At 45.1% G+C, this 15,708-nt stretch carries 7 protein-coding genes, 1 tRNA gene, 2 rRNA genes and 1 pseudogene (1 of these 11 cut by a window edge); 9 read left to right on the forward strand and 2 right to left on the reverse strand.

Translation table 11 applies throughout. From position 1 onward, the window contains the following. The 3 genes from B1L02_RS01980 to rrf all read left to right on the forward strand — a co-directional run. Positions 1–13 (forward strand) — tRNA-Ala (locus B1L02_RS01980); it begins 63 nt to the left of the window's first position. 276 nt (positions 14–289) lie between these two features. Further along, a 23S ribosomal RNA gene (locus tag B1L02_RS01985) occupies positions 290–3,171 on the forward strand. 191 nt (positions 3,172–3,362) lie between these two features. Further along, positions 3,363–3,476 (forward strand): 5S ribosomal RNA (rrf, locus tag B1L02_RS01990). 343 nt (positions 3,477–3,819) lie between these two features. On the opposite strand, the gene purU is transcribed toward rrf, so the two are convergent. Beyond that, positions 3,820–4,650, reverse strand: coding sequence for a formyltetrahydrofolate deformylase (purU, locus tag B1L02_RS01995; protein WP_088529718.1), 831 nt, complete (start codon positions 4,648–4,650; stop codon positions 3,820–3,822). Between the two features lie 117 nt (positions 4,651–4,767). Beyond that, positions 4,768–8,192 (reverse strand): annotated as a pseudogene (locus B1L02_RS02000) (PAS domain-containing hybrid sensor histidine kinase/response regulator). Between the two features lie 410 nt (positions 8,193–8,602). Between B1L02_RS02000 and B1L02_RS02005 the strand changes: the two are divergent. The 6 genes from B1L02_RS02005 to B1L02_RS02030 all read left to right on the forward strand — a co-directional run bounded on the left by B1L02_RS02005 (position 8,603) and on the right by B1L02_RS02030 (position 15,577). After that, a complete protein-coding gene (locus B1L02_RS02005; protein ID WP_010607553.1) occupies positions 8,603–8,866 on the forward strand; it encodes a DUF4212 domain-containing protein in 264 nt (87 codons plus the stop codon). Between the two features lie 11 nt (positions 8,867–8,877). Further along, on the forward strand, positions 8,878–10,602 hold the full coding sequence (locus B1L02_RS02010; protein WP_088529719.1) for a sodium:solute symporter family protein: 1,725 nt from the start codon (positions 8,878–8,880) through the stop codon (positions 10,600–10,602). A gap of 90 nt (positions 10,603–10,692) precedes the next feature. Continuing rightward, complete coding sequence (locus tag B1L02_RS02015) at positions 10,693–12,531, forward strand: DUF294 nucleotidyltransferase-like domain-containing protein (protein ID WP_088529720.1); 1,839 nt, start codon at positions 10,693–10,695, stop codon at positions 12,529–12,531. A 3-nt stretch (positions 12,532–12,534) separates the two neighbouring features. Then, the gene (locus B1L02_RS02020) at positions 12,535–13,152 is read left to right on the forward strand and encodes a 3'-5' exonuclease (RefSeq protein ID WP_088529721.1); all 618 of its coding nucleotides are present in this window, start codon (positions 12,535–12,537) and stop codon (positions 13,150–13,152) included. Between the two features lie 109 nt (positions 13,153–13,261). After that, positions 13,262–14,272: an erythrose-4-phosphate dehydrogenase gene (gene epd / locus B1L02_RS02025; RefSeq protein ID WP_088529722.1), complete on the forward strand. Its 1,011-nt coding sequence runs from the start codon at positions 13,262–13,264 to the stop codon at positions 14,270–14,272. Between the two features lie 126 nt (positions 14,273–14,398). Next, positions 14,399–15,577: a phosphoglycerate kinase gene (locus B1L02_RS02030; protein ID WP_088529723.1), complete on the forward strand. Its 1,179-nt coding sequence runs from the start codon at positions 14,399–14,401 to the stop codon at positions 15,575–15,577. The last annotated feature ends 131 nt before the right edge of the window (positions 15,578–15,708 follow it).

The raw sequence follows: 15,708 nt of genomic DNA on the forward strand, positions 1-15,708 counted from the left end.
CTTAGCTCCACCACTTTACTACTCCTTCTTATAGATAAACACTCTTACTCATGTTCAAGTAACTGAGAGTTTTTAACTCTGAGAAGTAATTCTCTTGCTCTTTAAAAATTTGGAAAAGCTGAAAAATTAAATTCTGATAGATAACGTAAAGTTATTTATCGAGTTTTCGAAAGAAAATGCCGATTAATCATTTGATGATTAATTAGCGTCTACTTTAGTATTCAATATTAACTTCTGGCGAAGTTAAATCAGTCTTTGATTTACAACTTAAAACTATTTTGGGTTGTATGGTTAAGTGACTAAGCGTACACGGTGGATGCCTTGGCAGTTGGAGGCGATGAAGGACGTACTAACTTGCGATAAGCCTAGTCAAGCCAGTAAGAGGCGCTTGAGACTAGGATTTCCGAATGGGGAAACCCACCTGCTTTGCAGGTATCGTTAACTGAATACATAGGTTAACGAGGCGAACGCGGAGAACTGAAACATCTAAGTACCCGTAGGAAAAGAAATCAACCGAGATTCCGAAAGTAGCGGCGAGCGAAATCGGAGCAGCCCTTAAGCTTTAATGTAGTTAGTGGAATATGCTGGAAAGCATGACGAAACAGGGTGATAGTCCCGTACACGACAACTTATTTAAAGTGAAATCGAGTAGGTCGGAGCACGTGAAACTTTGACTGAATATGGGGGACCATCCTCCAAGGCTAAATACTCCCAACTGACCGATAGTGAACCAGTACCGTGAGGGAAAGGCGAAAAGAACCCCTGTGAGGGGAGTGAAATAGAACCTGAAACCGTGTACGTACAAGCAGTAGGAGCCTACTTGTTGGGTGACTGCGTACCTTTTGTATAATGGGTCAGCGACTTATATTCTGTAGCGAGGTTAACCATTTAGGGGAGCCGTAGCGAAAGCGAGTCTTAACTGGGCGCTTAAGTTGCAGGGTATAGACCCGAAACCCGGTGATCTAGCCATGGGCAGGTTGAAGGTTGAGTAACATCAACTGGAGGACCGAACCCACTAACGTTGAAAAGTTAGGGGATGACCTGTGGCTAGGAGTGAAAGGCTAATCAAACCGGGAGATAGCTGGTTCTCCCCGAAATCTATTTAGGTAGAGCCTCGGACGAATACTTACGGGGGTAGAGCACTGTTAAGGCTAGGGGGTCATCCCGACTTACCAACCCTTTGCAAACTCCGAATACCGTAAAGTAATATCCGGGAGACACACGGCGGGTGCTAACGTCCGTCGTGGAGAGGGAAACAACCCAGACCGTCAGCTAAGGTCCCAAAGTGTATGTTAAGTGGGAAACGATGTGGGAAGGCTAAAACAGCTAGGAGGTTGGCTTAGAAGCAGCCACCCTTTAAAGAAAGCGTAATAGCTCACTAGTCGAGTCGGCCTGCGCGGAAGATGTAACGGGGCTAAACATACCACCGAAGCTACGGCTGCAGACTTTGTCTGCGGGGTAGGGGAGCGTTCTGTAAGTGGCTGAAGGTGTGCCGGGAGGCATGCTGGACATATCAGAAGTGCGAATGCTGACATGAGTAACGACAAGAGGAGTGAAAAACTCCTCCGCCGGAAGACCAAGGGTTCCTATCCCATGTTAATCAGGGTAGGGTGAGTCGACCCCTAAGGCGAGGCTGAAGAGCGTAGTCGATGGGAAACGGGTTAATATTCCCGTACTCGGTATGAATGCGATGGGGGACGGAGCAGGCTAGGCAAGCATGGCGTTGGTTGTCCATGTGAAAGGCTGTAGGCTGGTGACTTAGGAAAATCCGGGTTGCCAAGGCTGAGAGTCGAGACGAGCCACTAAGGTGGTGAAGTTGTTGATGCCCTACTTCCAGGAAAAGCCTCTAAGCTTCAGTTCATACTGAATCGTACCCTAAACCGACACAGGTGGTCAGGTAGAGAATACTAAGGCGCTTGAGAGAACTCGGGTGAAGGAACTAGGCAAAATTGTACCGTAACTTCGGGAGAAGGTACGCTCTTGTTTGTGAAAGACTTGCTCTGTAAGCAAACGAGAGCCGCAGTGACCAGGTGGCTGGGACTGTTTATTAAAAACACAGCACTGTGCAAAATCGTAAGATGACGTATACGGTGTGACACCTGCCCGGTGCCGGAAGGTTAATTGATGGGGTTAGCTTAGGCGAAGCTCTTGATCGAAGCCCCGGTAAACGGCGGCCGTAACTATAACGGTCCTAAGGTAGCGAAATTCCTTGTCGGGTAAGTTCCGACCTGCACGAATGGTGTAACCATGGCCACGCTGTCTCCACCCGAGACTCAGTGAAATTGAAATCGCAGTGAAGATGCTGTGTACCCGCGGCTAGACGGAAAGACCCCGTGAACCTTTACTACAGCTTGGCACTGAACATTGACCCTACATGTGTAGGATAGGTGGGAGGCTTTGAAGCACAGACGCTAGTTTGTGTGGAGCCGACCTTGAAATACCACCCTTGTAGTGTTGATGTTCTAACTTAGGCCCCTGAATCGGGTTGAGGACAGTGCCTGGTGGGTAGTTTGACTGGGGCGGTCTCCTCCCAAAGAGTAACGGAGGAGCACGAAGGTTTGCTAAGTACGGTCGGACATCGTACGGTTAGTGTAATGGTAGAAGCAAGCTTAACTGCGAGACAGACACGTCGAGCAGGTACGAAAGTAGGTCATAGTGATCCGGTGGTTCTGAATGGAAGGGCCATCGCTCAACGGATAAAAGGTACTCCGGGGATAACAGGCTGATACCGCCCAAGAGTTCATATCGACGGCGGTGTTTGGCACCTCGATGTCGGCTCATCACATCCTGGGGCTGAAGTCGGTCCCAAGGGTATGGCTGTTCGCCATTTAAAGTGGTACGCGAGCTGGGTTTAGAACGTCGTGAGACAGTTCGGTCCCTATCTGCCGTGGGCGTTTGAGAATTGAGAGGGGCTGCTCCTAGTACGAGAGGACCGGAGTGGACGAACCGCTGGTGTTCGGGTTGTGATGCCAATTGCATTGCCCGGTAGCTACGTTCGGAATCGATAACCGCTGAAAGCATCTAAGCGGGAAGCGAGCCTCGAGATGAGTTCTCACTTTGACTTAGAGTCAACTGAAGGGCCGTTGAAGACTACAACGTTGATAGGCGAGATGTGGAAGTGCTGTGAGGCATTAAGCTAACTCGTACTAATTACCCGTGAGGCTTAACCATACAACGCCAAAGTGGTTTATAAGCGACAGAAGTTAATAGACTAAAGTAGACAAAAGAATTTAATAAGCTTTTTCCAGATTTAAGAATTAAACAAGGTGACCAACCTCAGCGGTATCGCGAAATCGGTTCACCTTGCGCAAATGGAATGCTCGTGCGAGGCACGATGTCATTAGACATTTGCACCCAGTTTTCCTGGTGACTATAGCGTTTTGGACCCACCTGACCCCATGCCGAACTCAGAAGTGAAACAAAACAGCGTCGATGATAGTGTGGATTACCCATGTGAAAGTAGAACATCGCCAGGGCCAAATAAAAGAAAGCCTGATTCGAAAGAGTCGGGCTTTTTTGCGTTTGGAGTATAGAAAACCTCGCAAGCCAATCAACACATCGCGAGGTAAACTCGCTCCTACCACAGCATCAGCACAGTGCAATATAGTGGGAAGTGGTTTATCCGCCGATGGCTTGCAATTAAGCTTCAGCAAAAAACATGTATTCCATAACCTTGTTGCAGCAATATAACGGGTTTTATGCTGTTTGGTGGATATAAACTCGCTGCCACCATCAGATACACAGCATTGTAGGAGTGTCTCTTCTTCACGCTTCCATGCGTTCATTTCCTAAGTTGCTAAACTGCGATTCTGAACTTGATTATGAAAAGACGACGGTTTTATTGCCGTTAATGAAAAGCTTATGCTCGCAGGCTAATTGTAACGCGTTACAAAATACTGTTTTTTCAACGTCTCTACCGATTTTTGCCATCTCTTCAGCATTTTGAGCATGGCTAACTTGCGTGACATTTTGGGCAATAATAGGTCCTTCATCTAATTCATCATTAACAAAGTGAGCGGTAGCACCAATAATTTTCACGCCACGCTCAAATGCCTGATGGTAGGGTTTTGCACCGATAAAGGCTGGCAAGAATGAGTGGTGGATATTAATAATTTTCCCGTCAAAGCGTGAGACAAACTCCGGTGTTAAGATCCGCATATACTTTGCCAAGCCAACAATATCAGGATCATATTGTTCGATTAAGTCGGCCATTGCACTGTCGTGTTCAGCTCTACTCAACCCTTCATGTGATACCAGATGAAAAGGAATACCAAAGCCTTTAACAAGGGGTTCCAACGTATCATAGTTTGCGATAACTGCTTGTACTTCAATATTGAATGCTTGTTCATATTGTTTAAGCAACACGCCGCCTAAGCAGTGCGCTTCCTTCGTCGCAAGCAGCACCACTTTTGTTCGTTCTTGTCCGTATAGGTTTAATTTGGCGCCAGTTGGTAATGACTGACGAAGTTGTGTCAGAAAGTTATCACTGGGTGTGCCTGTGATCTCTGTACGCATAAAGAAGCGCTGTCCTTCTTTATCTACAAATTCGTTATTACGCGTGATGTTTAGGTCGTGCTCATGGCAAAGGCTCGTGATCTTCGCGATCAGTCCTATGTCATCTTTGCACTCTGTCGTTAGTATGTAACTCATTTCCTCATTCCAATTCGTCCAAGCGAACTTTCAGAATACTGCTAATTGGCAGTGAGATAAATGCTTACCAACAAAAAACTTTTCGATTGCTATCGTATTCAGTAACTGGTTGTGTGCTCACCGCCCATGGTTGAGCAGAGCCTTGAGTTTTGCTGGCTTTACTGGCTTAGACAGGTAATGGATCTGCTCACTCTTAGCGGCGACTTTTACTTCTTCATCCCTCACGGCGGTAATTAAAATAGCTGGAATCGTATCTTGCCATACGGTGCGTAGCGATTTGATCAAAGAGATCCCATCACAGTTATCGTTAAGTTGGTAATCCATTAAAATAACATCTGGTGCGGGATTATGTTTTGCGTAAGCAAGCGCATCCTCTACTTTGTAAAACAGCTGATAGCGGCAATGCCATTTATCTAGCAGGCTCGCCATGGCTTCTAGGTTTTTCGGGTCGTCATCAACCGCGATGACATTAAGTTGAGTTTTACTTTGCGGTTTTTGGCTAATATCTTCTTTTACCTGGAGTAAATCCACATTGCCATAGGGTATGTCTATGGCAAAGCGGCTGCCTTGATTGACAACCGAGTTCACTGAAATCGTGATGGATAATAGATCGCATAGACGTTTTACAACACCAAGCCCAAGTCCAATACCTTTATTATCGCCTGCTTGAATACGATAAAAATCGTTAAAGATCTTATTCTGCTCATGGTTTGAAATACCAGGACCGGTATCCCATACTTCAAGTCTCAAACTATGTTTACGGCGTCGACAGGCGATAAGTACTTTGCCACTATCGGTATATTTAACGGCATTGGAAACCAAATTTTGAATGATCCGGCGTAGGTAAGTGGTGTCGCTGTGTACAATGCTGTGAGAGCTTCTCACCTTAAGTTCGAGACCTTTCTCTTTTGAAATGATGGCATACTCATTTGCCAGTGGTAGTAAGATATCGTCAATGTTGAAGTGCCTAGGAGTGGGCTTCATTGCACCTTGTTCAAGTTTTGCAATATCCAAAAGCGCACTCATTAGGTGTACAGTAGAGTCTAGGCTATCGGTGAGTTTTTCAAAGTTACCCTGATCTTTACTTATTAAATTGTGGGTATCAATCGCTGCTAAGTACAGGCGTGCGGCATTGAGTGGCTGCAAAATATCATGACTGGCAAGCGCTAAGAAGCGGGTTTTGCTCTCATTTGCTTGTTCAGCTTCTTTTTTTGCGGCCATTAGTGCCTGTTCTGTTTCGTGACGATTGGCTATTTCCGCTTTAAGATCCATATTAATGGTGCGGATCTCTTGGGTTCTGGCTTCAATACGGTTCTCGAGATCCATATTGATTTCTTCCAGTGCGTTTTGCGTCGCAATATGCGTGGTGATATCTGAAAAACTTGTCACAAACCCGCCTTCTGGCAGCGGGTTTCCCGTCATCTCAAATACTTGGCCATTACGACGGTGGCGAATAAAGTGGTGAGGGGTGCCATTTTTCAGATGTTGAACTCGTTTATCGACGTGTTTATCAACTTCTCCGGGGCCGCATTCGCCGCGCTCGGCGTTAAAGCGGATCACTTCCTCTATCGGCTGCCCTACTTCTAAGAAACCATCTGGATAGGCGAACATCTCGTGATAGCGTTTGTTCCACGCAACGAGTTTTAGGTCTTTATCAACAACCGAAATCCCATGGCTTAAATTTTCTAATGAGGTATAAAGTAGGTTTTGGTTGAACTGTAGTGCTTGTGTGGTTTCATCAAAAAAGTTAACCACCTCTTCAAATGCCATTTGGCGACCCGATGACACGGTACGGATCAGAGCTTGGGCTGATGAAGCGCCGAGTACGCCCGTGAGTGCGCGCTCGCAGAATGAGATGAACTCAGGAGCTGGGTACGCGTCATTATCTTCTAAAATATTATTTTGAGCATAGTGTCCGAGCAGTTGCTGACTGCGCTGAACCCCCAAGAAGGTTTGTAGCAGTACTTTAAAGTCATACACGGTAGCACGAACTTGTTTATTCAAGCGTTTAGATAGTGCAGCCTGATCTTTAGGATTTACGAATGCTGCGGCCTGAATACGGTCGATTAGGCGCTCCTGTGCACCGATAGAAAAGCTAATATAGCAACTAATGTTTGCGAGTAGTGCAAGTAAAGTACCTCGAGTAATAAGGGTTTGACGCATTTCATAATCAAGTAATCCACCAGCTTCCAGAATTGGAAACATAAGAAATAGCATCCAGCAGATAAAACCAGCGATGAGTCCCGCATATACGCCATACGCATGGCCTTTGCGCCAATAAAGCCCACCGACAATCGCGGGCAATAGCTGAGTAACCAATGAGAAAGCAACTAAACCCATATTCGCGAGTGCTTCACCATGGCCAAACCATTGCTGGTACATATATGAAAGTAATAAGATAGCGGCGATAACAAAGCGTCGAACTAAGAGTATTTGACTCTTAAAACTGCTGTTTAGAATGTTCTGCTTAAATTTACGCTTGAACAGCAAAGGCAATACCACATCGTTCGATAACATCGTACTGAGGGTCAGTGTTGCAACGACTATCATGGCCGTTGCCGCTGATAAACCGCCGATAAAGACAAACGTCGCGAGGATCGGATGCTCCATCATGATAGGCAAAGCGAGTACGAAACTATCCGGTGCAGCATCATAGCCAATATCGGGGTGGATAGCGGCGGTAGCGATTGGGATGATCATGGCCGCTATTAATAACAGGTAAAGCGTAAATGCCCAGCGTGCGGTTTTTAAGTGTGAAGTGTTGTGGTTATCTACCACCACAACATGAAATTGTCGTGGCAAACAGACGATGGCAGCCGCTGCCATGAGTGTTTGTCCAACAAAGTTGAAGTTAAAGAAGTCAAAAGATTGCCAATGTTCGCTCAATGCTTCAAATGAGTCGGGAACTTGAGCTAAGGATTGCCATGCAAGCACGGCAACAATACCAAGTGCGAGTAGTTTAACGATAGATTCAAAAGCAACGGCCAACATCAACCCTGAGCGATACTCAGTCACATCTACTTTTCTAGTGCCAAAGAAAATCGCAAATAATGCCATGATCAAGGTGCCAGCTAATGCAAGCGCAGTGCCAGACACTTGCTCATCCTGCTGTAATAACAAAAAGCTACTACTCAAGGCTTTGAGCTGGAGTGCAATATACGGAATGGTTGCCAATAGGGCTATCATCGTTACCATGACAGCCGTAGTTTGGCGTTTACCGTATCGTGCTGAAATGAAGTCGGCAATGGTGGTGATATTCTGTTTTTTACTGACCAATATGAGTTTGCGCAAAAAACCCTGACCGAATAAAAACAGTAAAATGGGTCCTAAAAGAATAGGGAAATAATGCCAGCTACTGGTGGCCGCAGTACCTACCGAGCCATAATAAGTCCAAGAGGTACAATAAATCCCTAAAGAAAAGGCATAAACAAACGGATGATGACTAATTTTGAGTGCGCGGGGGTGGTTTTATCTCCCCAGTTGGCGAGCCAAAAAAGTACACCAATATAAGCAGCGGCAACAAGGAGTAAAATGGCAGTCATAGTGTTTGTTATAGGTTTTATTATTTATATCGCCATACTTTAGCAAACAAATGGCACTCATAGTCTAGTTTACTCTATAATTTTATTTGAGCTTTACATATGATTTAAAATCAAAGTGTTAGAATTTTCTTTGGTGAGTAAAGACCTTCATTCAGCATTCAAGTTAGACTAATGTCTTACTGTCGAATCCTCTCATTAAAAATACATCTTCGTCCAACCTATTCTATCTTATCTTTTTGTTTATAAAGACTTTTTAATTCTAATGAATACTATGATTCTGCAGTTTACGTAAACGTTAACTTGCTGTTACGACTAAGGTCTCAATTTCAACTTATCAAGCCGTTGCTACTCTCATTAAGGTCTATTAACACAACTTGCTCCATGTTGGAGCGGGTGATAGGAGATTTAAAATGGCTTTTAAAAGTGAAGAACAAGCGAAAGCATATTGGTCAGAAAATCTCGCCTTGATGTTTAAGCTACTCGCTATTTGGTTTGTCGTTTCATTTGGATTCGGGATCCTGTTAGTTGATGTGCTCAACGAAGTTCGTTTTTTTGGATTTAAACTCGGATTTTGGTTTTCTCAGCAAGGCGCAATTTATACTTTTGTTGCGTTAATTTTTGTCTACGTTTCAAAAATGAATGCGTTAGACAAAAAATACGGCGTGGACGAGTGAGGAGCTAATCGATGGATGTTCAAATTTTAACTTTTATTATCGTCGGCCTTAGTTTTGCGCTCTATATCGGTATCGCTATCTGGGCGAGAGCTGGGTCAACGAATGAATTCTATGTTGCTGGTGGCGGCGTACCTCCTGTTGCGAACGGTATGGCAACCGCTGCTGATTGGATGAGTGCAGCGTCCTTTATTTCAATGGCGGGGATTATTTCCTTCGCGGGCTACGACGGCGGTGTTTACCTCATGGGGTGGACCGGTGGCTATGTATTACTTGCACTGTGTTTAGCTCCTTACTTGCGTAAATTTGGTAAGTTTACGGTACCGGATTTTATCGGTGATCGTTACTATTCTCAGGTTGCACGTGTGGTTGCGATCCTGTGTGCTATCTTCATCTGCTTTACCTATATTGCCGGTCAAATGCGTGGTGTTGGTGTGGTGTTCTCTCGTTTCCTCGAAGTGGATATTGAGACGGGGGTTTATATCGGTATGGTGATTGTATTCTTCTACGCGGTACTAGGCGGTATGAAAGGGATCACTTATACACAGGTCGCTCAATATTGTGTACTCGTATTCGCTTACTTGGTTCCAGCTATTTTTATCTCCCTGATGATGACAGGCCATTTGCTACCACAAACTGGTTTTGGTGCAACGCTGGCTGATGGCTCGGGCACCTATCTACTCGACAAGCTAGATGGACTCAGTACAGAGCTCGGTTTTGCGCAGTACACCGAAGGCTCTAAGAGTATGGTTGATGTCTTTGCGATCACCGCTGCACTTATGGTTGGTACTGCTGGTCTACCACATGTAATCGTTCGCTTCTTCACCGTTCCTAGAGTAAAAGACACTCGTATTTCAGCTGCTTGGACCTTAGTGTTTATCGCTATCGTATATACAACTGCACCTGCTGTTGCGTCATTCGCTCGCGTAAACATGATCGACACTATCAACGGTAAAGATGGTAGTGGTACGGTATATGAAGAAGCACCACAGTGGGTGAAAAATTGGGAAAGAACGGGCCTTATCGTCTTCAACGATAAGAATGGTGACGGCAAAATGCAGTACTCTGCAGGCAAGATTGATGATCCTGCAAGTACAAACGAAGTGAAGATTGACCGCGATATTATGGTATTGGCGAATCCAGAAATTGCCAATCTACCTGCGTGGGTGATTGCATTGGTGGCTGCGGGTGGTATTGCTGCGGCGCTATCAACAACCGCTGGTTTGCTACTGGTTATTTCAACATCGGTATCACATGATTTGTTAAAGCGTACCATTAAACCTGACATCAACGATAAACAAGAACTGCTGGCTGCGCGTTTAGCGGCGATGGTAGCTATCGCAATCTCAGCGTATTTTGGTATAAACCCGCCAGGGTTTGTTGCCTCGGTGGTTGCATTTGCCTTCGGGTTGGCTGCGGCGAGTTTCTTCCCTGCAATTATCATGGGGATATTCTCTAAGCGAATGAATAAAGAAGGTGCTATTGCCGGCATGGTAACGGGTATAGGTTTCACTGCGGCTTATATTATCTACTTTAAGTTTGTCAGCCCTGAGCTAAATGCGCCTGCAAACTGGTTGTTTGGGATTTCTCCTGAAGGGATCGGTATTGTAGGTATGCTAGTGAACTTCGTTGTCGCTGCGCTGGTTATGAAAGTGACCGCGGATACGCCTGAAGAAGTCAAAGTGATGGTCGAAGGGATCCGTAACCCTAAAGGATCTAGCGCTGCTCACGCACACTAAGCAACGCTAATCGAATTTGCCCAGCCTGCGTGCTGGGCAAATTCGTTTTTGATAGTGCAAGATTGTAGACGATTAGAAGGATAGTTAGGTATGACGCCAGAAATTCAAGATGTCTTTCAGTTTGTTTATAAACAAGCCCCGTTTTCTGAGTTGCCCGAGGCGGCTGCCAGCTACTTTTCAAAACATATTGAAATTGTTTATCTTAGCCAAACGAATCAACAGGATTGGCTTCAAGATGGCAAGCCAAATTTATATCTACTGCGCTCTGGTGTGATTGATCTTATCTCGGCTAAGGATGAAGTTATTGGCCGCATGAGTGAGGGGGATTACTTTGGTTATCCCTCTTTATTAACGGGTGATGCCATTCAAAATCGCATCGAAGTTCAAAAAGATGGGCTGGTTTACATTCTCAATGAGCAAAACTTTGATTTTCTGCGCCGAGAATACAAAGCTTTTGAGCAATATTTTGTTAGAGCACATGCTAATCGATTACTTTCTTCTCGTTATAAACAGCAAAGCGAAACTTGGTCAGAGCGGAAAATATCTGAGCTAATGACTAAAGATGCGATTACTATCGCACCGACTGCGAGTATTCGTGACGCCGCCAAATTGATGAGTCTGCATCGTGTTTCATCAATTATGGTCACGGAACAAGATCGTTTAGTTGGCGTTGTGACGGATAGAGATCTGCGCAATCGAGTCCTAGCACTAGACAAAGATCCCCATGCCCCGCTTGCTGAGATCATGACGGAAAAGCCAAAACATATCTTTGAAAACAATCGTGTGTTTTCGGCTCTGCATTTAATGCTTAAGCATAATATTCATCATTTGCCTGTGTTAAATGAAGCATACAAACCACTAGGCATGCTGACCAGCACTGACCTGCTCAGACAGCAAAAAAGCGATCCGGTGCAACTTATTGGCAGGATCTATAAAGCACAAAACCTTCTGGCTATTAAAAACTGCGCTCAGGAGATCCCAGATCTGTTGCGCCAATTTTCCTACCATATCGAAGATATTTCACTGATTGGCAAGCTACTAAGCGGCCTCACTGATGCACTCACATCAAGATTAATCTACCTATATCAACAGCAGCATGGCGCCGCGCCATGTCGTTTTGCGTGGATCTGTTTTGGCTCTCAGGCACGGGAGGAGCAGACCTTACATTCAGATCAAGACAATGGCTTATTGCTACCAGATAATATCAGCGACAATGATCGCTGCTATTTTGCTGCTTTAGGTGCGTTTGTCTGTGAGCAACTCAACGAGTGTGGTATTCAATCTTGCCCGGGGAATATCATGGCCAGTAATGCAGATTGTCGTGGTACGGTTGCCCAATGGACTGAAAGGTTTAGCAAGTGGATCTTGTCTCCTACGCCAAAGGCAATGCTCAATTGCAAGATCTACTTTGATATGCGTTTTATTGATGGCGCCAGCGAGCTCTATGCGACACTTCGCCAATCTTTGGATCAGATCAGTCGAAACGAGCTGTTTTATGCGGCAATGGCGACAGACATCAATGCCAATTCGGTACCGATCGGGATCTTTCAACAATTTAAGTTAGAAAAAGACAAAAGCAAGCATAAGTATTTAGATCTCAAAAAGCGTGGGGTTGCAATTATCAACGATGTGGTTAGGTTGTATGCGCTAAAAGTGGGTATTGTAAGAGCCAATACTTTAGAGCGCCTAGAGGCACTGACTAAAAGCTCATTACTTGCAAAGTCGGATATCGACAATCTAAAAGACTGTTGGCGATTCTTAACACAATTGCGGTTAAAGACCCAAATCAACCGTGAAGGATTACCAGGAAATTGTATTAACCCAGAAAACCTCTCTTCTCTTGAACGACATCAACTCAAAGAAGCATTTTATTTAGTAAAACAAGCACAGCAGGCGAGTGCGTTTAAGTTTGCTCGAGGGAGTTTGTAAGAAATGAACTGGTTTTCTCACTCAGTTGCTAAATGGCGCTATAAGCATTTGCCGTTTTCGCAAGCCGAGTTAGTCGTGCTAGATCTCGAGCTCACCGGGCTTGATCCTAAACGTCATGAAATTGTGTCAGCTGGTTGGCTGGCGATTAAAAATATGCGGATCCAAGTGAAAGATGCGCAGTATCATTTGAACCGTGAGGTGCGAACGCTTGCACAAAGTCCTGTTTTTCATGGAATTGATAGTAGCCGATTAGCTGAAGGTGAGTCTCTACAAACATTGTTGCTGGCGCTTCAGCATGCGCTCCACGGTAAAGTGTTGGTGTGCCATAACGTACAGATGGATTGGGCGTTTCTTAAGGCGGCATTCCAGCGCTTTGAGCTAAACGTCAAGCCTGCATTGCTGCTAGATACCATGCAGATAGATAAGCGTCGAGTTTTGAAGCAAGGCTACCCGTTGGCGCAAGACGCATTAACACTGAACGCTTGTAGAATGCGTTATGGTTTACCTCCGCATCAATTACATGATGCGCTTAGCGATGCTTTAGCAACAGCTGAACTGCTGTTGGCGCAATCTCAGGCCATTTGTGCTGGTGGTAAATGTAAAATTGCGGATTTAACCTGAGTTAAAAAATTGTCCTAGCCCCTTACACATTTCACTCAGGTCGATTACAATAGCGCCATCAAAACGAAGGGGAACTTTCGTACTTGCGACTTCATGGATTTTCAATTTAATGACAATCAAGCTTGCAATTAATGGCTTTGGTCGAATAGGGCGTAATATCGTAAGAGCACTCTATGAGTCGGGTCGTCACCACGAAATACAAATTGTCGCCATCAATGAGTTGGCGGATCCTAAAGGGATCGCACATCTTCTAAAATACGATACCTCACATGGGCGCTTTGCTTTTCCAGTCTCGTTAACAGAATCTTTTTTGGAAGTAGCTGAGGATAAGATCCAGCTATTTTCAGAGCCAGATCCAACTCACCTACCTTGGCGCGCACTGGATGTTGATGTCGTGCTCGATTGCACTGGCGTGTATCATTCTCGCCAGCACGCACTGGCACATATTCAGGCTGGGGCAAAGAAAGTATTATTTTCACACCCCGCTGATGCAGATGTTGATGCAACGGTGATCTTCGGTATCAACGAAGAGGTACTGTTACCCGAGTACACGATTGTGTCTAACGGTTCGTGTACAACAAACTGTATTGTTCCGGTAATTAAAGTGCTAGACGATAAGTTTGGTGTCGAGTCCGGCGCTATTACAACTATTCATGCCTCTATGCACGATCAACAAGTGATTGATGCTTATCACAGTGATTTACGTCGTACGCGTGCGGCAAGTCAATCCATCATTCCTGTCGATACTAAGCTTGCTCGCGGCATTGAGCGTATTCTACCTAAGTTCCAAGGTCGTTTTGAGGCGATCGCGGTACGAGTTCCAACAATCAATGTAACTGCGATGGATCTTAGCGTTACGCTCAATGAAAATGTCACCATTGATGCGGTAAACTCGGTGCTTCAACAGGCCGCTGGTGGTCGGTTAGAAGGGGTGCTGAGCTACACTGAAGAGCCGTTAGTGTCGGTTGATTTTAACCATGATCCACATTCTTGTATTATTGATGGCACGCAAACTCGAGTTAGTCACAAGCGCTTAGTTAAGTTGCTGGTTTGGTGTGATAACGAGTGGGGTTTTGCTAATCGTATGCTTGATACCGCTTGCGTGATGATGCGTGGCTAATCATTTGTTTCAGACGCTGTTATAATCAAATTGTCTGACAAAATTGAAACACTAATTCAAACCAAGGTGGCAAACGGTTGCTGCTTTGTAGATAACAAAATGTATCGTTCTTTAAGGAGATGTCCAATGTCAGTCATTAAGATGGCGGATTTAGATTTAAACGGCAAGCGTGTGTTGATCCGCGAAGACCTAAATGTGCCAATTAAAGATGGCAAAGTCGCGTCGGACGCGCGTATTCGTGCTGCACTACCAAGTATCAAATTAGCGCTAGAAAAAGGCGCTAAAGTGATGGTGATGTCTCACCTTGGTCGTCCAACCGAGGGAGAGTATGATGCGCAATACTCTATGCAGCCAGTTGTGGATTATCTTAATGATGCGTTATCTCAAGATGTACGTTTAGTGACTGACTATCTTGACGGCGTGGATGTACAAGACAATGAAGTTATCGTATTCGAAAACGTGCGTTTTAACGTTGGCGAGAAGAAAGACGATGAAGTACTTGCGAAAAAACTAGCAGCGCTTTGTGATGTCTACGTGATGGATGCCTTTGGTACTGCGCACCGCGCACAAGCTTCAACACATGGTGTTGGTTTGTATGCTGAGGTGGCTTGTGCAGGTCCATTGCTTGCGGCTGAACTCGACGCGCTTGGCAAAGCACTAGATAATCCAGCTCGTCCTTTGGTGGCCATCGTTGGCGGCTCTAAAGTATCAACCAAACTAACCGTGCTTGATTCATTGTCTAAGGTTGTTGATCAACTCGTTACTGGTGGCGGTATTGCAAATACTTTCATTGCTGCAGCGGGTAACCCTGTTGGTAAGTCACTGTACGAAGCGGATTTGATCCCTGAAGCGAACAAGCTAGTGGCTGCTGCTAGAGCGAATGACGGTGATATTCCGGTTCCGACTGATGTGGTTGTAGGGAATGAGTTCTCAGAATCTGCGGTTGCGACTATTAAAGATGTGAGCGAAGTTTCAGACGAAGACATGATCTTCGACATTGGTCCTGATACTGCAACTCAACTTGCCGAGATCATTGCAAATGCCGGAACTGTGGTTTGGAATGGCCCAGTGGGTGTATTTGAATTTGATCAATTCGGGAATGGTACTGAAGCGATTGCTAATGCCATTGCTAAGTCGTCAGCATTCTCAATTGCTGGTGGTGGCGATACGTTAGCTGCTATCGACAAGTATGGTGTTGAGCAAGATATCTCTTATATTTCTACAGGTGGTGGTGCTTTCCTTGAATTCTTAGAAGGTAAAACACTTCCTGCGGTCGCTATGCTTGAGCAGCGCGCTAGAGACTAAAATTGATTGAGGTAGCGTTAAGCTGCCTCCTAATATCAGGTAAACATCATTCTCTCACATACTTGATGTTTGCTTGACGACGCGTAGCGTCCGGTTAGCCAACAAATAAAGTGGTTAACCTCATCAGCGTT

The sequence above is a fragment of the Pseudoalteromonas piscicida genome, from assembly GCF_002208135.1.
In the GTDB taxonomy this organism is placed as follows: Bacteria; Pseudomonadota; Gammaproteobacteria; order Enterobacterales; family Alteromonadaceae; genus Pseudoalteromonas; species Pseudoalteromonas piscicida_A.

Coding starts and splice junctions, on each gene's coding strand:
- purU (WP_088529718.1), bottom strand. CDS start 4,650: ATGAGTTACATACTAACGACAGAGTGCAAAGATGACATAGGACTGATC.
- B1L02_RS02005 (WP_010607553.1), top strand. CDS start 8,603: ATGGCTTTTAAAAGTGAAGAACAAGCGAAAGCATATTGGTCAGAAAAT.
- B1L02_RS02010 (WP_088529719.1), top strand. CDS start 8,878: ATGGATGTTCAAATTTTAACTTTTATTATCGTCGGCCTTAGTTTTGCG.
- B1L02_RS02015 (WP_088529720.1), top strand. CDS start 10,693: ATGACGCCAGAAATTCAAGATGTCTTTCAGTTTGTTTATAAACAAGCC.
- B1L02_RS02020 (WP_088529721.1), top strand. CDS start 12,535: ATGAACTGGTTTTCTCACTCAGTTGCTAAATGGCGCTATAAGCATTTG.
- epd (WP_088529722.1), top strand. CDS start 13,262: ATGACAATCAAGCTTGCAATTAATGGCTTTGGTCGAATAGGGCGTAAT.
- B1L02_RS02030 (WP_088529723.1), top strand. CDS start 14,399: ATGTCAGTCATTAAGATGGCGGATTTAGATTTAAACGGCAAGCGTGTG.